Annotated in this window: 15 protein-coding genes; 14 read left to right on the plus strand and 1 reads right to left on the minus strand. The window is 47.0% G+C overall.

Going from position 1 to position 19,077, the window contains the following annotated elements:
• Positions 1-65 precede the first annotated feature (65 nt).
• From V1L65_RS11100 to V1L65_RS11125, 6 genes are all read left to right on the plus strand, one after another.
• Complete coding sequence (locus V1L65_RS11100) at positions 66-1,019, plus strand: ABC transporter permease (RefSeq protein WP_331699212.1); 954 nt, start codon at positions 66-68, stop codon at positions 1,017-1,019.
• Between the two features lie 12 nt (positions 1,020-1,031).
• Complete coding sequence (locus V1L65_RS11105; protein WP_331699214.1) at positions 1,032-1,901, plus strand: carbohydrate ABC transporter permease; 870 nt, start codon at positions 1,032-1,034, stop codon at positions 1,899-1,901.
• 151 nt (positions 1,902-2,052) lie between these two features.
• Positions 2,053-3,663, plus strand: a complete 1,611-nt coding sequence (locus V1L65_RS11110; RefSeq protein WP_331699215.1) for an ABC transporter substrate-binding protein — start codon at positions 2,053-2,055, stop codon at positions 3,661-3,663.
• Between the two features lie 62 nt (positions 3,664-3,725).
• On the plus strand, positions 3,726-6,221 hold the full coding sequence (locus V1L65_RS11115; protein WP_331699217.1) for a glycoside hydrolase family 2 protein: 2,496 nt from the start codon (positions 3,726-3,728) through the stop codon (positions 6,219-6,221).
• 96 nt (positions 6,222-6,317) lie between these two features.
• A complete protein-coding gene (locus V1L65_RS11120) occupies positions 6,318-7,436 on the plus strand; it encodes a glycoside hydrolase family 88 protein (RefSeq protein ID WP_331699218.1) in 1,119 nt (372 codons plus the stop codon).
• Between the two features lie 246 nt (positions 7,437-7,682).
• Positions 7,683-8,411, plus strand: coding sequence for an NAD-dependent protein deacylase (locus V1L65_RS11125; RefSeq protein WP_331699219.1), 729 nt, complete (start codon positions 7,683-7,685; stop codon positions 8,409-8,411).
• 1,034 nt (positions 8,412-9,445) lie between these two features.
• On the opposite strand, the gene V1L65_RS11130 is transcribed toward V1L65_RS11125, so the two are convergent.
• The gene (locus V1L65_RS11130) at positions 9,446-10,318 is read right to left on the minus strand and encodes an AraC family transcriptional regulator (protein WP_331699220.1); all 873 of its coding nucleotides are present in this window, start codon (positions 10,316-10,318) and stop codon (positions 9,446-9,448) included.
• A gap of 129 nt (positions 10,319-10,447) precedes the next feature.
• Here V1L65_RS11130 and V1L65_RS11135 point away from each other — a divergent pair, with 129 nt between their 5' ends.
• From V1L65_RS11135 to V1L65_RS11170, 8 genes are all read left to right on the plus strand, one after another.
• Positions 10,448-11,524, plus strand: coding sequence for a Gfo/Idh/MocA family protein (locus V1L65_RS11135; RefSeq protein ID WP_331699221.1), 1,077 nt, complete (start codon positions 10,448-10,450; stop codon positions 11,522-11,524).
• Positions 11,525-11,544: 20 nt separating this feature from the next.
• On the plus strand, positions 11,545-12,381 hold the full coding sequence (locus tag V1L65_RS11140; RefSeq protein ID WP_331699222.1) for a sugar phosphate isomerase/epimerase family protein: 837 nt from the start codon (positions 11,545-11,547) through the stop codon (positions 12,379-12,381).
• A gap of 185 nt (positions 12,382-12,566) precedes the next feature.
• On the plus strand, positions 12,567-13,022 hold the full coding sequence (gene spoVAC / locus V1L65_RS11145; protein WP_432499843.1) for a stage V sporulation protein AC: 456 nt from the start codon (positions 12,567-12,569) through the stop codon (positions 13,020-13,022).
• Positions 13,023-14,036: a stage V sporulation protein AD gene (spoVAD, locus tag V1L65_RS11150; RefSeq protein WP_331699224.1), complete on the plus strand. Its 1,014-nt coding sequence runs from the start codon at positions 13,023-13,025 to the stop codon at positions 14,034-14,036.
• 3 nt (positions 14,037-14,039) lie between these two features.
• The gene (spoVAE, locus tag V1L65_RS11155) at positions 14,040-14,390 is read left to right on the plus strand and encodes a stage V sporulation protein AE (protein ID WP_331699225.1); all 351 of its coding nucleotides are present in this window, start codon (positions 14,040-14,042) and stop codon (positions 14,388-14,390) included.
• A 144-nt stretch (positions 14,391-14,534) separates the two neighbouring features.
• Positions 14,535-15,488, plus strand: coding sequence for an AAA family ATPase (locus V1L65_RS11160; protein ID WP_331699226.1), 954 nt, complete (start codon positions 14,535-14,537; stop codon positions 15,486-15,488).
• Positions 15,489-16,721 (plus strand): DUF58 domain-containing protein, encoded by a 1,233-nt coding sequence (locus V1L65_RS11165; protein WP_331699227.1) that lies wholly within the window; start codon positions 15,489-15,491, stop codon positions 16,719-16,721.
• Positions 16,718-18,988: a transglutaminase TgpA family protein gene (locus tag V1L65_RS11170; protein ID WP_331699228.1), complete on the plus strand. Its 2,271-nt coding sequence runs from the start codon at positions 16,718-16,720 to the stop codon at positions 18,986-18,988. The genes V1L65_RS11165 and V1L65_RS11170 overlap by 4 nt, the downstream gene beginning before the upstream one ends.
• Positions 18,989-19,077 lie beyond the last annotated feature (89 nt).

The following is a 19,077-nucleotide window of genomic DNA, read 5'->3' on the forward strand; positions in this document are numbered from 1 at the left end:
CCATCGCTGAATGCAGCTTCTGCGTGTACGATTACAGTACAAAAAGACGTAAGGAGATGAACCCTATGGCCAAATCAAGTCAGTCAGAAGCCGGCCGCATTCAATTTCGGAACAGGCAGGAGCGATGGGCTTTTTTAAAAAAATATAAAGCGCTCTACTTCCTGTCGATTCCGGGCATTATTTACTTTGTTCTGTTCAAATACGTTCCTTTAGCGGGATCCTTTATGGCATTTCAGGATTACAACATTTTCAAAGGCTATTTTGGCAGTGATTTTGTCGGGCTGGATCAGTTCCGCCGCATGTTCACCTACCCTGATTTTTTAAGAATTTTAAAAAATACACTTTTAATCGGATTATATAGCCTTGGTTTTTCTTTCCCGATACCGATTATGCTCGCCTTGTTGCTGAACGAAATCCGCAAGGCGCTATTCAAGAGAACATTGCAAACTGTTATTTATATGCCGCATTTTTTATCCTGGGTAGTAATCGGCGGTATTGCGATTGAAATTTTGTCGCCGCGCAACGGTTTTGTCAACAATATTATTGAATTATTCGGCTTTGAACCTATTTATTTTATGGGTGAGGAGTCCTATATACGGACGATTCTCGTATCTTCTGGCATTTGGCGCGATGCAGGCTGGGGAACGATTATTTATTTGGCCGCGCTTTCTGGTATTAATCCCGATCTGTATGAGGCAGCCGAGATGGATGGCGCTAATCGCTGGAAGCAGACGCTTGCGATTACGATTCCGGCCATTATGCCGACGATTACGATTTTATTTTTGCTCAACATTGGTAATTTCCTTGATTTTGGCTTTGAACGGGTATCCGTATTTCTCAATACGCTCAACTCTGGCAAGGGTGAAATACTCGATACGTATATTTATACGGTCGGCTTGCTAGATCGCCAGTACAGCTATACAACGGCCATCGGCTTGTTCAAGTCAGTGGTAGGGCTTGTCCTTATTGTCATCGGTAATACGGTAAGTAAAAAATTAACCGGCGACGGGTTATATTAAGGAGGAGACGACATGATTAGAATAAGTAAAGGCCAGCGCGTATTCAGCGTTTTCAATTATTTGTTCCTTACGATACTCGGTCTAAGCATGCTGCTGCCGATTTTGCACGTACTGGCACAATCGTTGAGCAGCAATGAAGCGATCAGCGGCGGCAGAGTCTTCTTCTGGCCGGTGGAAATGACCTTCACGAATTATAAGGCAGTTATGGGCGAGACGCTTATGTGGCGCTCCTTCGGCATCAGCGTATACATTACGGCAGTGGGCACATTAATTAACCTAGCTATGACGGCATCGCTAGCCTACCCGCTTTCCAGAGCGGAATACATTTATCGCAAGCCTGTCCTGCTTATGGTGCTTATTACATTAATATTTTCAGCGCCGCTCATCCCGAATTATTTGCTTATTAAAGAGCTCGGAATGCTTGACACCTTATGGTCGCTTATGATTCCAGGCGCGATCAGCGCGTTTAATTTGTTCGTTATGCGTTCCTTCTTTATGGGCTTGCCGACAGAGCTTATCGATGCGTCCAGAATCGACGGCTGCGGTGAGATGAGAATACTGTGGAGCATTATATTGCCGCTGTCTAAGCCGGTTATGGCAACATTAGGTATTTTTTATGCGGTAGCGCATTGGAACAGCTATGCCAGCGCACTTTACTATATTAACGACCGCTTGCAATATCCGCTTCAGGTTCGCCTTCGCGAATTTATTATTACCGACAGCTCATCCATATCTGCCCCTGCCGAGGACCTGCTGATCAGCTCGCCTGAAGGCATCAAAATGGCTGTAGTTATGGTGGCGACGATTCCGATTATGCTTATCTATCCATTTTTGCAAAAGCATTTTATGAAAGGCATGCTTATCGGATCCGTAAAATCTTAACACAACGAACCGTAAAAAAAACCATTGCACCATAGATAAGCCCATATCCATTTAAAACAGCAGCATGCTAAAGTGGGATACAAGCAGTGAGGGAGCTCATCATTGCAACTAATGAAAACGTTGTTATATAAAAAAGAGAGGGGAACGTCGAATGAAAAAGTCGATTATGAGCCTGGTATGCATCGTTTTGCTTACCAGCATGCTGGCAGCTTGCGGCTCAAAGAATGAAAACACGCCGCCTGCTACGAACACAGGCAATAATTCCAGCTCAAGCAATCCATCTGAGGCGCCAGCAGCGCCAACCAAGTTTTCTATTGCAAGAGGTACTCTTGCGCTTAAAGCAGTCGAATCCGTAACAGATATTAACAAAGACAAATGGGTGCTGGAGCTTGAGAAGCGTACAAACACCGATATGGATATCCAGCTGCTTCCGCACAAGGATTTCAAACAAAAAGTATCGTTGATGTTTGCTGGAGGAGAGCTTCCTGATGTGCTGGTTGCTTATCAATCGATGACTCCTGCAAGCAAGGATATGAGAGGCGCAGTTGATGCAGGCATTTTTATGCCGCTTGACGATTTGCTCAAATCGCACGGCCAGAACCTGCTGAAAGTCATTCCTCAAGCAGCATGGGATGAAGTAACCTACAACGGAAAAATTTACTCGATCCCGCAATACTTGACGGTTCAATCCCGCCGTGCAACGTTTGTACGTTCTGATTTGCTTGAAAAGGCAAACGTTACTGCTCCAAAAACAATTGATGAGTTGCTGCCGGTTTTAAGAGAGCTTAAAAAGATTGGCGTTGAACAGCCATTCGCTTTCCGTGAGAACTTCAAATATGCAGATTTTATTTTAGGCGCTTATGATGTTCTTCCTTACAGCACGATGTATGAAAAACAAGGCGACGAAATCGTGCCTAAGTTTTTCAACAGTGAAAACATGATGAAGGCTTTGGAAATTTACAAAACGATGTATGATGAAGGACTAATGGCAAAAGACTTTGCTACAATTACAGGCGCAATGTGGACAAAGAGTCGTGAAGCAGGCAATGTAGGCTTCTACAATGCTAACGCCAACACTTGGGGCTCCTACGAAACGACGCTGAACAACTCTGTACCGGATGCCAAGCTGGAGATGATTCCATCGCCGGTAGGTCCAGATGGCAGAGGCGGCCAAATGTTGTACCAAACTACGCTCGAGCAGGCTTACCTGAATGCGAAGCTTGATCAAGCAAAAGCAGAAGCGATTGTAAAATATTTTGATTACATGGTAACAGAAGAAGCAGCAGAATTTTTCAACTATGGCATTGAAGGCGAAGACTACACAAAAGCAGATGGCAAAATCAATTATGAAGTGCCGACTGAGGAAGCAGCAAGAGATTCTGAGATTCGCCGTGACTGGCTGCGCGTCATTAAAGATGGCGGCTTCAACAGCGAGAAGCTGCCGCTCGAAAATCGCGGACCCGAAATGCTGACAGCGTTCGAAACATTGCTTCCTAACGAAGGGCGCGGCGGTATTTCCTTTGATCCAGAGCTTGACAGCTACACGCAATTCCCGGACCTGGCTCCAAAATTTGATGAGCCGTCCAAGTTTATTCTTGATCATATGGTCAAAATGATTTATGGCAAGGAACCGATTTCGGATTGGCCGAAAGTGATTGAAGAGTGGAGAAAGAGCGGCGGCAACGAAATTATTAAAGAAGCGACTGCCCGCTACAATAATAAGCAAGGCATTTATATCGGACCGGATGCTAAAGTAGAGTAATAACATATCAAAAGAAGGGCACCTGTTCGGGTGCTCTTCTTGGCATAAAGGAGAACGTATGTATGCATAAAAAGAGATTGTTAGACGGCTGGCAGCATTATACCGGCGGACTTGGCGGAGTATGGGAAGTATGGAGAGCGGATAAGCTGAACAATCATTACAATGTGCCATGGCATCAGGTGCAGCTGCCGCACAGCTATAACGGGCTTGATGTGATGGACCCCGACAGTACGTATTATCAAGGTGAAGGCTGGTACCGCACGAGGCTGTCGCTGCAAAACCCTTATCCAGAAGGCAGAACGCTGCTTCATTTTGAAGGAGCGGGGCAAAAAACGGACGTTTACGTTTACACAGAAAAAATAGCGTCCCACTTGGGCGGTTATGATGAGTTTACGGTAGATATAACAGAAGCTGCAGCTGGCAATCAATTGGAACGCTACGAAGGACAGGTGCCTTTAGCAATATGCTGCAATAATAGCCGCGATCTTGAAACTATTCCGTCAGATGCGAACGATTTTCATGCCTATGGCGGCGTTTATCGTTATTTGAATCTCGTATATGTGCCGGCTGTTTCTATCGAAGATATGCATATTGCAGCAAAATGCTATGGATTGGCCGAAGGAGGCGAAAAAGGCAGCCTTGATGTTCAGCTATCGTTGTATGCTCCGCAATTTGCAAATGTAAACATAGCAATAGATATTGTAGTAAAAGCGCCTGATCAGAACATTGCCGCTTCTGTCCACTGGGAAGGTAAGCAGTGGGAAGGGATGAAATCGATCGCTCAAATTGAGCTCGATGAGATTATGAGATGGTCCACCGAGCAGCCTCGTTTATACGAAGTAGAGGTTAGACTGGCTAGCCAATACGGCGAGACAGCAAGAACTGTGCGGACCGGTTTTAGAACGTTTGAATTTGTGAAAAAAGGACCATTTCTACTAAACGGAGAACGTCTTCTGCTTCAGGGCACGCATCGCCATGAAGACTTTGCAGGTGTTGGCCCGGCCATGACGGAAGTTATGATTACAGAAGAAATGCGCGTCATAAAAGAGATGGGCGTTAATTTTATTCGGCTTGGGCACTACCAGCAGTCGCGTATTGTGCTTGAATTATGTGATGAGCTTGGCATTCTTGTGTGGGAGGAAATTCCCTGGAGCCGAGGAGGACTAGGCGGAGAAGGCTATCGCCAGCAATGCATAGATATGCTGCGCGCCATGATTACGCAGCATCGCAATCACCCGTCCGTAATTTTATGGGGCCTTGGCAACGAGAACGATTGGGAATGCGACTTTGATTACTTCGACCAGGAAGACATTCGCCGATTTATGAAGAGGCTGCATGATCTGTCTCATGAAATCGATCCGACAAGAAAAACGGCAATACGGCGCTGTGATTTCTGCAAAGATATTGTAGATGTATACTCGCCTTCTATATGGGCGGGCTGGTATAGAGGGATATACACTGATTACGAGAACAGCTGCAAGCAGGCAGCAGACGAGGTCGACTCCTTCTTCCATGCGGAATGGGGCGCAGATAATGTAGCAAGACGCCATGTCGAGGAGCCGTATACGGGTTTTCAAATGATTGACAGTGGCGGCGGCTCGACCGACGAAAGAGATGGCGATTATTTGCTGACTGGCGGAGAGCCGCGCGTATCGCGTGATGGCGACTGGTCGGAAACATACTTCTGCGACATGATTGACTGGTATTTGAGCGCACAGCAGCGTATGGACTGGATGACAGGTGCGGCGCAGTGGGCTTTCAAAGATTTTGCGACGCCAGTAAGGCCGGATTCTCCTATTCCATATTTAAATATGAAAGGCGTAGTGGAGCGCGATTTGACCAAAAAGGAAGCCTATTATGTTTTCCAATCGTATTGGTCTAAGCGCTTGATGGCCCGAATTTATGGTCATTCCATGCCCGTTCGTTACGGTCAGGAAGGGCAGGCGAGGACGGTTAAAGTATATTCCAATGCAGCTGCTGTTGAGCTGTTTTGCAATGGTGTAAGCTTAGGCAAAAGAAATCGCAATAGCGAAAATTTCCCTGCTGCCGGCTTGCGCTGGGAAGTTAAATTCCAGCCGGGAGAGAACGTATTGAAGGCCGTTGCAGAACGGGATGGCGAAATAGTTAGCGATGAGCTCTCGTTTGAATATCAGACGGAGAGCTGGGGCAAGCCGGTACAGCTGCAGCTGGAAATCGAGCGGGTATCAGCGGATCGCCATGTCGTTTATGTGAAGGCTTATGATGAGCATGGCGTATTCTGCCCGGATGCAGCCAACTTTATCCGATTTAGCGCAGCGGGTGACGGCAAGCTGATTGATAATCTGGGCACTGTCGGCGGCTCGCGTCTAGTGCAGCTGGCAAGCGGCCGCGCAAGCATCGCAGTCGAGCCCGGGGGTGCGCCCGGCGCGTACATTCCGGTCGAGCACTTTTTTACTGCAGGCGGACCTGCTTTAACTGCTAGAGAGCAGAATACGAGAAAACAGCATCTGACTACAATCGTGAGCGCCGCATGTGAAGGTATGGAAACGGCTTTTGTAACGATAAAAGAGCAGCTGTAACCAGTTTCATTGTATAGTAGTAGTAGATTACCATTATCAGGAGAGTGTCGATTCTTTGTGGTCAACCATTAGATGCCTTAGTTGGAGGGAATGCATATGACGAATTTAAAAGCTGATTTTAAAGAGCCGTTCCGTATGCTGGATCAGAAGGTTCAGCAAATGATGCAGCTAATAGGCGACAAATCGCCGCATGTAGCTGGAGCGGATGGAAAGTATGACGATATGCGGCTCGATTGGTGGACATCAGGCTTTTGGCCGGGAATTTTATGGATTATGCATGAAATGACGGGCAATGAGGCCTATAAGACAGCGGCATGGCGCTGGGACGAGCTGCTAGAGCAAAAGATGATGCAGCCAAATAACTTCCATCATGATGTTGGATTCCAGTTCATGCCGACTGCGGTTATAAAGCATAAGCTGACAGGAGATGAGGATGCGCTGCGCCGCGGTTTATTTGCAGCTAATTTTTTGGCAGGCAGATATAATATAGCCGGACGCTTCCTAAGAGCCTGGAATCAGGAGAAGCTTGGCTGGTCAATTGTGGATTCATCTATGAATTTATCGATTTTGTTCTGGGCCGCGGAGCAGACAGGCGATCCAAGGTTTACTCATATCGCCAAGGCGCATGCCGATACTGTAGTGGAACGTTTTATTCGCGAGGATGGGTCAGTTAATCATATCGTCAGCTTTGATCCGCAAACTGGCGAGCATATCGGCTCGCTGGGAGGCCAAGGAGCGGGTCCGGATTCCGGCTGGAGCAGAGGCGCTGCATGGGCGCTATATGGCATGGCCAGCGCATACCGGATTACGAACGAAATCAAATACTTACGAGCCGCACAGCGGGTTGCGCACTATTTTATAGCAAATTTGCCTGAGGATTCCGTTCCGCATTGGGATTTCCGCGCAGCAGCGGATCTTAGCGAGGAGCCGCGCGACACATCAGCAGGCGCTTGCGCCGCTTCGGGCATGCTGGATTTAGCTGATTTGCTGCCAGAGGTAGAGGGTGCTATATATAGAAGAACAGCTGAGCGAATTCTTTTGTCGCTTCATCGCAATTATGCGACCTGGAACATGCCGGAGCATGAAGCGATATTGCTGCATGCCACAGGGCATAAGCCGGCAGATCAGAACGTAGACGTATCACTTATTTATGGCGATTACTTCTTTGTCGAAGCCATTGCGAAGCTTAATGGTTGGAAGAATCGTATCTTCTAATTCATTTTTGCATAGCTACAAATCGTAAAAAACAGCAGCTGCCTGACGTTAATGGTCGGGGGCTGCTGTTTTTGATAACAAATAGTCCAAATCTGATCGCAGTGATATCCGTTTCTATTTTTCTCCACCTACAGTTAATCAAGGCGCTCACAAGGGAATTAAGACGATAGCGTTACAGCTTGTAGTCGCTACTCTAATGTATTATGCTCATTTATAATGAAGAGAAAGTTTAAGGGAGGCAGTGGAATGAATAGAGAAAAGGCTGCTGAAATCATTAGAGAAGGCAAACGCATTGTATTTTTTGGAGGAGCAGGTACCTCGACGGAGAGCGGTATTCCCGATTTTCGTTCCAGCACCGGGCTATACGCAGAGCAAAAGCAAAAGTATTCGCCAGAGCAGCTGCTCAGCCATTCTTTTTTTATGGATCATCCGCAAGAGTTTTACACTTTTTATAAGCAGAAAATGATTCATGCAGCAGCTAAGCCGAATCGAGCGCATTTGGCGCTTGCCGAGCTTGAAAAGCGCGGTGTACTGCACGCGATTGTGACGCAAAATATTGACGGCTTGCATCAAATGGCGGGCAGCAGCAAGGTTTATGAGCTGCATGGCACTGTTCATCGCAACTATTGCATGAAGTGCGGACAATCGCACAGTCTTGCGGAGGTTATGCAGTCAGCTTCCCTCATTCCTTATTGCGTATGCGGAGGTATCGTCAGGCCAGACGTCGTGCTTTACGAGGAAGGGCTTGACATGGACATCGTCAATGGCGCGATTGCTACGATTGAACAAGCGGATGTGCTCATCGTTGCAGGTACGTCGCTGACAGTTCAGCCGGCTGCAGGCCTCGTGCAATATTATCGCGGAGATAAGCTTTTGCTTATTAATAAAACCGCTACCTCATATGATCATTTGGCGCGCTATACCATTCGTGACAGCATAGCCGATGTGATGCATGAGGCCGTGTTTGCCAATTAAGCTAAAAACAAACGATACGGAACGGTGAGAAAACAACTATATAAAATCTAACGAAGCTTGACGGCCTGATTATGCCAAAAAAGCCAAATTTGAAAATCTAACGAAGCTGAGCGGCTTTATTTAGGGGAAAAGGTGCTTCGAATGATCGTTTGTTCACAGATAACGTTTGTCAGATTCCTTAAAAATTCAATTTGGCTGTATTCAGAGAAATAGCGCTTCTCTACTCCGTTAGAATTTGATCGAGTTAAGATATTTTTTTCGCAAGAATCGACAGACTCTCTAGCCGGTCAGTCGTTCCGCTATTTCGTCTAAAATCGTAGTTTTGAGGTGGTAAAGTGACAGACGTTCCGCTATTGATGCATAAATCGTGGATAAAGCCCCCGTTTAGAGCTGAATAGCGGAATGTGTGTCCGAGAAATAAAAAAAATGACGGTTTTAGGGCAAATAACGGAACGAGTGACCATGAAATTCATTGTGAGCAACTATTCGCTACTATTCGCAACTAAGCAGGTTGTAGTAAGCCTTATTAGTCAAAATCCCAGCATAAATACACCAAAGTTCATACATAAACGCTTCTCACAACCGCTATATATTCGAAACTCCCGTTTTTTGCTAAATAAAGCCCCTCACAACCGTCCCAGTATTCTAAAACTGGCACCAAGAACACGCAGCGCTTCTCCGGGCTCCTCTCTCGACGTATATACTCATGCATCAATAAATGAGGAGCTTGTCTATGACTCTTTTGGCTGTTGCTGCATAGGATGTAGCAATAGCTGTATGGGAGGGGAAGCATATGAATAGACGAAGGATGTTAATTATTTCATATGTATGTTATGTGTTGTTTATAATCGTGATGATTGCCAGCATTATTTACAACCGATAACGCTTGAAGCTAGAGCGGCACGAGCAGCTATGGAGCCGTAATTATAAGAATTTGCTTGCATGAGCTTAAAGTATGGTGCCATATTAATTGGTCATTGCTTGCATAAGCTTATGTATGGATCTGAAGCGGTACTTGCAGCTATGGAGCCGCCTTATATGACATTTTTTTGCATAAGCTTACGGTATTCTTTTGGAACGATGCCTTTTGTTGCTTTGAAGACGCGAGCGAAGGTTGGATAGGAGCCGTAGCCGACTTCAAGCGCAATTTCAGCTACGCTCATTTCTGTGGAAGCAAGCAAGCTGCAGGCATGTCTCATTCTAAGGTCATGTAAAAAATGGACAAAGCTTTGCCCGGTAGTTTCCTTGATGACCTCGCTAATTCTCGATAGGCTCATTGCAAATTTTACAGCAAGATCAGATAAAGCAAGCGGTTCCTGATAATGCTGATGGATGTAATAAATAATTGGCCATACAGAAGCTTTGTGCAGCTGCGCGGAAGGTGCGGCGACTGCGCGGGTTTCTTTTTTTTGCCTTATACGGTCAAAGCTGATTAATATTCCGGTTAGTTGCGCTTGCATCAGACTAAGCTTCCATGGCTTTTCGCTAATATATTCCTCATGCAATTCTTGAACTAGCTGCAGCATTTTGTAGTGTTGATTCTCTTCCAGCTGAAGGTGAGAAGGGAGAGGCGACATGTCCATGAGCGCCATTAACCCTCCGTCTTTATGAGGATTCATCAGCAAATTCATGCTGAAATTGCAATTATACAGGACAAGCTTGCTCCCGGGTTCCGTAAAAATTTCATGTATTTGATAGGGCAGCACAAAGGTAAATGTACCGGCAGTCATTTTGTGCGGCACACCATTGATCGTTTCCACGCCCTCGCCTTCGATTACATACGAAAATTCCAGAAAATCATGCCGATGAGCTCTGTATCCGTGTTCAAGCTGATTGAGGCTAATATGAAGCGGACAAGTGCTGTCCATATTGGGATAGGATTTTAGATAGTCCGGAAAATAAGTCATTTGGCTCCTCCGAAATTTTGAGATATTTTTCGAAAATAGAAAGCGTATTTATTTTACTTTTATTTTACCATAAAGAGCAGCGGCACTAGCAATGCGACAAACAATAAACATTTGAATGGAGGAATGTTCGTGGCTAACGAATCTAAGGTGAAAATCGGCATTATTGGCGCTGGCAATATTGGCAGCGTTCACGCGAATGAATTTTCGAAGCTTTCTGATTTGTGTGAAATAACGGCTATAACAGATGCGTTTCTTCCTCTGGCCCAGCAAAGAGCTGTACAGTATGGCATTGCGGGCGTAGCCGAGTCTCCAGAGCAATTAATTGAGCGAAGCGATGTTGATGCAGTCATCATTGGCGTTCCCAATCAATTTCATGCTCCGCTTGCGATAAAGGCGCTTCAAGCCGGCAAGCATGTATTGCTTGAAAAGCCGATGGGGATCAACAGCGAGGCAGCGCGAGATATTTTGAGAGCGAGCAATCAGTCAGACCGGGTCGTTATGGTCGGACACCAGATGCGCTGGGAAGCGGTGCCGATGCAAATTAAGGAACAAGCAGAGCGAGGCGAGCTTGGACAAATATATACAGCAAAGGCTGGCTGGTTCCGCAGAAAGGGCATTCCGGGCTGGGGAACATGGTTTACGCGCTCGGATCAGTCTGGAGGCGGCCCGCTTATCGATATCGGCGTACATATGCTCGATCTTGCGTTATATTTGATGGGCAATCCGAAGCCTGTTACTGTTTTCGGCTCCACTTACGCACAATTTGGTCCTAAGCGCAAAGGAATCGGCACTTGGGGCAAGCCGGATTGGAACGGCAAGTATGATGTTGAAGATTTGGCAACTGCGCTTATTAAAATGGAGGATGGCAGCAGCTTGACGCTGGAGGTAAGCTGGGCTGTTCATATGGATACAGATAACAAGCCTTTTATTCACTTGATGGGAACGGACGGAGGGGCAAGCTATAGCGGCTCATCCGGCAAGCTGCTCACTGAGAAATTCGACCGGCCGATTGAGACGCTGCTGCAGGCGCCTGAGCAGGATGAAGGCGAGCGGGCCCGTCTAAGCCGTCATTTCCTAACCTGTATCCGGGAAGGAAAGCAGCCGATTACTTCGGCATTGTCAGGCTATATAAATAATCTTGTGCTAGATGCGATTTATGAGTCATCACGCACGGGGCATGAAGTGAAACTTAATTTAGATATTTAATGAAGGGAGGAGAGGGAAACATGTTAAGAGGGCTATCGAGCGCTGGACTGGGCGCATTGAAAAACAGCCGGCAGCTTGTTGAGCTGGCAGCTGCAAACGGATTTCAATCCGTAGATTTGGATGCCTTTGCATTTGTACAAGAGCTGGGCGTGGAAGAAGCGAGAAAGCTGTTGACGGAGCATAAGCTTGTTATTGGCTCCATCGGGCTTCCTGTGGAGTGGCGCCAAACGGAGGAAAAGTTTCAGCAAGGGTTGACGAAGCTGGCGGAGCATGCGGCTGCAGCAGCGGCTCTAGGCTGCACGAGATGCTGCACGTATATATTGCCAGCTACTGATTACAAGGCGGCTCATTTCATGGCGCTTGCCACAAGAAGACTGAAGCTGTGCGCGCAGCTGCTAGGGGCATATGGCATTCGTTTAGGGTTGGAATTTGTCGGACCGCATCATTTGCGTAGTTTATGGGCGAACCCGTTTATTTGGACGATGGAGGAGACTCTGGATTGGATTGGTGCCATTGGCGAGCCGAATGTAGGGCTGCTGCTCGATGCTTATCATTGGTATACGAATGAGTTGTCAGCTGCTGATATCGAGGCGCTGCGTGCTGATCAAATCGTTCATGTGCATATCAATGATGCTCCTGCTCTTCCCATTGACGAGGTGCTTGATAATGGGAGGTTGTATCCTGGTGAAGGGGTAATCGATTTGGCATGCTTTTTGCAGGCGCTTGTGAAAATTGGTTATGATGGCTTCATTACACAGGAAGTACTAACCGCAGAGCAGCCTAAGGACAGTCCGGAACAGCTTGCGCAGCGTTCCAAAGCAGCCTTTGACCGCGTTTTTGCCAAAGCTGGGATTTAATAATAAATGAAGAAGCTGAAAGAAAATCATTCCATGTGATTTTCTTTCAGCTTCTTTCTTTTATTGGCATAATGCATCTCATTTTAACAAATAATGAAGGGAGCAAAGCAAGCATAATTTTGGACTGTACGAAAGGAGTAATAAGTGTGAGTGTAAAATCAAGCAACGGCAACAGATTTAAAGATATGTCGATGTCGCCAAAGGAATATAAGCAGTTTGCAAAAACAAAAGAGCCGCCAAGATCAATCTTTGCCAATTGCTTAAAGGCATTTCTAATCGGCGGAGCTATATGTATGGTGGGTCAGGCGATTCAGGAAATGTTTATGTATTTTTTCGGCATGGACCGCGAAACGGCAAGCAATCCAACAGTTGCAGTGTTAATACTGATATCCGTTATATTGACAAGCTTAGGCGTTTATGACAAGCTGGCCCAATTTGCCGGTGCTGGCTCGGCCGTCCCCGTAACCGGCTTTGCCAATTCGATGTGTTCTGCGGCGCTGGAGCACCGCAGTGAAGGGCTTGTGCTTGGCGTAGGCGCGAATATGTTTAAATTAGCGGGCTCAGTTATTGTTTTTGGTACAGTAGCAGCTTTCTTCGTCGGTATTGTGTACATGATATTCGGCTTAGGAGGTCACCATTAAATGAACAAGGGAAATCAAACCTGGTTTTTCAAAAAAAAACCGGTCATTATCGGCGTAGCGACGGTCGTTGGACCCGATGAGGGAGAAGGCCCGATCGCAGAAGATTTTGATTTGGTTCATCCGGATTTGGATATGGGTCAAAAAAGCTGGGAAAAGGCTGAGCGTATGCTTATGGAGCAGGCATCCCAATTTGCAATTCAAAATGCCAATATTCAAGCCGAGCAGCTTGAGTATTATGTCGGCGGAGATTTGATGAATCAGATCACGAGCACTACTTTTGCCACTAGATCGCTGGGAACGCCTTATTTAGGTGTTTTTGGCGCCTGCTCCACATCGATGGAATCGCTCGCCCTGGCATCACTACTTATCGACAGCGGCGCAGCGCAGTATGTAATGGCAGGAACGTGCAGCCATAATTGCACCGCCGAGAAGCAATTCCGTTATCCGACTGAGTATGGCTCACAAAAGCCGCCGACAGCACAGTACACGGTAACCGGAGCAGGCGCAGCTGTCTTGGCCGCGGAAGGGAAAGGGCCTGTCATTGAATGCGCGACAATCGGTAAAATCGTGGATTTAGGCATCACCGACCCGTTCAATATGGGAGCAGCGATGGCACCTGCAGCGGTCGATACGATTAAAGCGCATTTCAACGATACAGGAAGATCGCCCAAAAATTATGATTTGATAGTAACAGGCGATTTGGCGGGCGTAGGATTGCCGATTGCAAGAGATTTGCTGCTTAAGTCTAATGTGCCGATGAATGAGACGGAATTCAATGACTGCGGCTTAATTGTGTATGATGTTGAAAAGCAGAAGGTGCAAGCAGGAGGAAGCGGCTGCGCTTGCTCCGCGGTCGTTACCTTTGGCCATTTGCTTAAAAAAATGGCCAAAGGGCAGTACAAGCGCATTTTAGTTGTTGCTACAGGAGCCTTGCTGTCGCCTTTATCTTTTCAGCAAGGTGAAACGATCCCATGTATTGCGCATGCGGTCGCTATTTCAGCAGGAGGAGAATAAGCTATGATTTATTTTTGGGCATTTGTTGTCGGTGGTGGTATTTGTGTGCTTGGACAGCTCATGTTCGATGTGCTGAAGCTTACGCCGGCGCATACGATGGCAACGCTGGTCGTGCTTGGCGCCATAGTCGACGGACTGTATTTGTATGAGCCGCTAGTCGAGTTTGCCGGAGCCGGAGCTACGGTGCCGATTACAAGCTTCGGCAACGCGCTTGTACACGGCGCATTATCAGAGCTTGAGAGCGTTGGCTGGATTGGCGTTTTGTCCGGCATATTTAAAATAACGAGCTCAGGCATATCGGCAGCTGTAATATTTGCTTTTCTTGCAGCATTATTTGTAAGACCGAAAGGCTAAAAACGTTTAATCAAATATTTTTAAAAAAGCTGGAGAATCCTGTGGGATTCTCCAATTTTTTTTGGAATGAGCAGAAATGTTAATATTGCTGTTATAATGATGCTATAATCTAGCAAACTCTAGTATTTTTCGGGAGGGAATGGAATGGAAATTCGTACTGTTGATCGCCATGTATGCTCGATGATGCTTCATAATTTGGAAGCTTGTATTCTCGGAAAACGAGAGCAAATAGAAAGATTATTAATCGCTGTTATTGCAGGCGGACATGTTCTGATAGAGGATGTCCCGGGAACGGGAAAAACACAGCTTGTCAAAGCGTTGGCCAAAACAATCGGCGGGCAATTCCGCAGGGTTCAGTGCAATCCCGATTTGCTGCCGACAGATATAACAGGTGTGTCCATCTATCATCCTCGTCATGAACAGTTTCAATTTCGCCCGGGTCCGATTATGACGAATATATTATTAGCGGATGAAATTAATAGAGCTACAACGAAGACGCAGTCAGCCTTGCTGGAGGCGATGGAGGAGGCGCATGTTACTGTTGACGGCGAAACCTATCATTTGCCGCAGCCTTTCGTGCTGCTGGCAACGCAAAATCCGATTGAGTTTGAAGGCACCTATTCTTTGCCTGAAGCTCAGCTTGACCGATTTATGATGCGGCTGACGCTCGGTTATCCAAGCAAGGAGGATGAGCATCAGATGATTGTAGCCTCGAGCAAGGCTCCATCCGAGCATATTCAAGCGGTTATCGATATCGAGGATATGCTGTATATTCAGGAGCAGGCTCAACAGATTCATATCGATAGCGCTGTTGCCACTTATATTCTTTCTATTATAAGTGCTACGAGAGAGCATGAAAATGTGGTGCTCGGGGCAAGCCCTAGAGCGACGATTGCACTTGCTAAAGCTGCCAGAGCGAGAGCGTTTCTGCATGAGCGCGACTATGTAACGCCTGATGATGTAAAGGAATTGGCGCCGTACGTTATTGCGCACCGCCTGCTGCTTCAGATGGAAGCGAAGATGAGGGGGATCAATGCGCAGCGCGTTGTGGACGATATTTTGCAATCGACAAAAGTTCCAGTAAGACTGGAGAATTAAATGATGGTTAAATCAATCAATGCGAAGCTGAGATGGATGTATATGGCGGCTATTTATGGAATCAGCCTGCTGTATGTAATGTTTCAAGGCGGGAAAACAGCGTTTATGCTATTTATTATATTGAATTTGCTGCTTTTATACTTATTGCTCGGCCACTTTAGCGGTATTTATAGAGTGCATGGCAAGCGAACGGTTAAAGTGGAAGGGGACGAGGTCAGGGAGCCGTATATTCGTGCAGGCACCCAGCTGGAGCTTGAGCTGCACATTACAATTCCGGGCTATTACCCGCTTACTTATGTTATCGTACGCGATTACTTGAAGAGGCACGATGGGCAGCTGCTTATGTTCGAGGATTCCTTTTTGCCAACCTGGCGAAAAGGGGGACGGATTGCCTACAAAAGCCCGCAGCTAAAAAGAGGCGGCTATACTTTCCAAAAGACAGAATGTCTGACTTACGATGTGTTTGGATTGTTTGAGCATAAAGGATCGTTTGAAAGCGGAACTGAGATAGCGGTACAACCGCAAACGGTATATTTAAGAAGCTGGGACAGCTTGTTTAAGTCGCAGCAAGGGCTGTATGCACACGCAGCCGCCTCGCGCTCCGCGAAGGAGACGACGCAGCTTAACGGCATCCGTGAGTATTTGCCGGGCGACCGCTTATCACGCGTGCATTGGAATGCGACTGCCAAAACAGGCGAATGGAAATCCAAAGCTTTTGAAAAGGAATCGCTGCCCCGCATGATCGTCATATTGGATTGCAGCAAGGAAAGCTACTCGAGCAGCGGCGACGACTTTGAGCTTGCCGTATCTGCCGCAGCCTCTTTGCTCGAAAGCGGCCTGCGTTCCAATACGGCCATGGGTTTGCTTACGACCGGGCATGAGACCGCTTGGTTTAATCCGCGTGCCGACGCCTGGCAGAAGGCTGCGGTGCTGAAGCATTTGACTTTTGCTGAACCGAGCGGTTTGCAGACGTTGCTGGAAGCAGTTAAGCATTCCGAGGCTTTGCTTGACAAGGGCGGAGTTGTCATTGTTGTTTCGGCAAGCCCGTTAGTGAAGCTGTTGCCCGTGCTTGACTGGCTGCAGCGTCGCGAGCTGCATCCGCATTTGATACGGACTGGCGCTGCAGAGCCTGGAATCGAATTCCGCCGCGAGCAATCTATTAAGTGGCCGATCTATTCGATTCATGAGCTTCATGAGCTGCCCGCGGTGCTGGAAGGGGGAGGCAGGCGATGAATAGCAAACGAAATGCGTGGTATGAAAAGCTGGTCTCTGTCTTGATAGCTTGTATAATAATGAGCACTTTATCAATATTTGAAGCCTATTGGTGGGAAGAAACGTTCTCGATTGCCTATTTTACTGTCGGTACCGCACTTGTAATCCAGTTGGTGCTGCCATGGCGTTGGCTGAAGACGAAGCTTTTTTTGCAGTGGCTTGCCGCAGCAGCTGTAACTGTCGTTAAAGTGCCGGAAGTGCTTCACTGGAGCAAGCAGGAAAGCTGGGCGGTTACGTTCGAAATGCTGATGAACGAGCTTGTTAAGCTCTATCCTTTTATTTGGATAAGCCTTGCTGTTCTAGTTATTTATCAAATGCTTTTGTATTGGTCGACGACTAGAATTCGAATTTTTGGAACAATCGGCACCAGCCTAATTATTTTAACAATCGTAGATTCCTTTACTCCTTACTGGTTATGGGATAATGTAGCGGTTGTTGTGCTGCTTAGCCTGATTTGGCTGGCTGCCTATCATCTTCATACCTTGCAGAAGGAGCATCCTCACAGCTGGAAGGTGCTGCTGGAATATCCGCTTTATGTCGTGCTGCCCATGCTGCTTGTATTGAGTATTATTATGCTGACAGGTATCAGCATGCCGGCAACGGCGCCTCTCTTGAAGGACCCATATACAATGTGGAAGCATGCCAAGGGCGAGCGAGTAAATATTAATCTGGGAGAAAAAAATAATGCTGCAAATAACGGATTGAAGTCAAATTTGTCAGCGAGCTCAGGCTATAGCCGGGATGATAGCAGTCTTGGCGGCGGCTTTCAGTATGATTATTCTCCTGTCATGACGGTTACTACTAATAGGAAAAGCTATTGGAGGGGAGAAACGAAAAGCTTCTATGACGGCAAAGGCTGGATGATTGAGGATTCTGCTGATTACAAACGTTTGCTGAGCCGGACGAAAGCTGTCGGCAGCAATGGCGAAATAGACGAGCAGCGTCCGCGCCCCCATGCGCAAACGAATGAAATTGTGCAAACTGTATCGATGGCCAGAGATGTAGATTATCCTGTATTGTTTGCAGCTGCGCCAGTTACAAAGGTTATTTCGATTGGAGCGGATGATGCGGAGCTGTATGAACATTTAAGTTGGTCGCCAGGTCTTTGGGAGCTGCGCTGGAATGATCAGACGCCGCAATCCTTTCCTTCGACTTATACCGTAGTTTCCGAAGAGATCGTATTGGACGAGGAAGCTTTGAGAACGGTGGACGCGCACATTCAAGAGGAAGATCTAAACGATATTTATTTGCAGCTTCCGGATGATTTGCCGGAAAGAGTAAAGCAGTTGGCCGAGGAAATTACGGCAGAAGCGGCTAATGACTATGATAAAGCCCGGATGCTGGAGCAATATTTACGGCTTCATTACACGTACTCCAGTACACCTGACAGCAGCAAGCTGACCGGTCAATCCACAGATTTCGTCGATCAATTTTTATTTGAGCTGTATGAAGGCTATTGCGATTACTTTTCGACAGCAATGGTAGTCATGGCCCGCACGCTTGACATGCCTGCCAGATGGGTAAAAGGATTTGCACCAGGCTATTTGCCAGCCTCTGCGTCAGCCAATGGCTGGATGGATTCTGAAGCTGTAGTCACAGATCCGGCAGGAGCCGGCGCCTATACCGTTCGCAACAGTGATGCGCATTCCTGGCTGGAAATCTATTTTGACGGCTATGGCTGGATTGCATTTGAGCCGACCGCCGGTTTCTCTTTTCCTTACGCCATGCCGCTTCAAGAGGAGACGGACATACAACAGCCTGAAGTGCCGGAGGAGAAGGATGAGCCTGCTGCTCCAGAAATGAGTGAGAATACGACTGAAAAAACAGCTTCTCTCATCCCGTTGCTTCTATTAATTATAGTGCCGGTTATAGGGCTGCTGTTCGCTCTGCTTTATCGCAAAAAGCTAATAGGCTGGTGGACGGCTTATCGTTATAAGTCCATCGGTAATAATGAAAGAATTATAATGGAAGCCAATAAGCTGCTTCGCCAATGCGCGAGACAAGGACTGCTAAGGTCAGAGCATGAGACGATGCGCGAGGCTGTGCTGCGCTGGCTGGATGAAGGGAAGTATAATTCCGCCAAACAGCCGCTCCTGCAATTGCTGGATTTATTTGAACAAGCGAGATACAGCGGCAAGCAGGCTAGCGCTGAGCAGCTGCAGGTTGTGCAGCGCTGCGCGGAGGAAGTAAAGCATATCATTGCCGAGGCCAAAAAAGATAAAGGATAAAGGTTATTTGTCATTATAAGAAGCTATAAGTTTTTTCTACAAACTTGTTCTTATAATTCGTCAGTAAACATGCCTTTTCAAAGGTCGGC

Source organism: Paenibacillus sp. IITD108 (genome assembly GCF_036541265.1).
Classification (GTDB): Bacteria; Bacillota; Bacilli; order Paenibacillales; family Paenibacillaceae; genus Pristimantibacillus.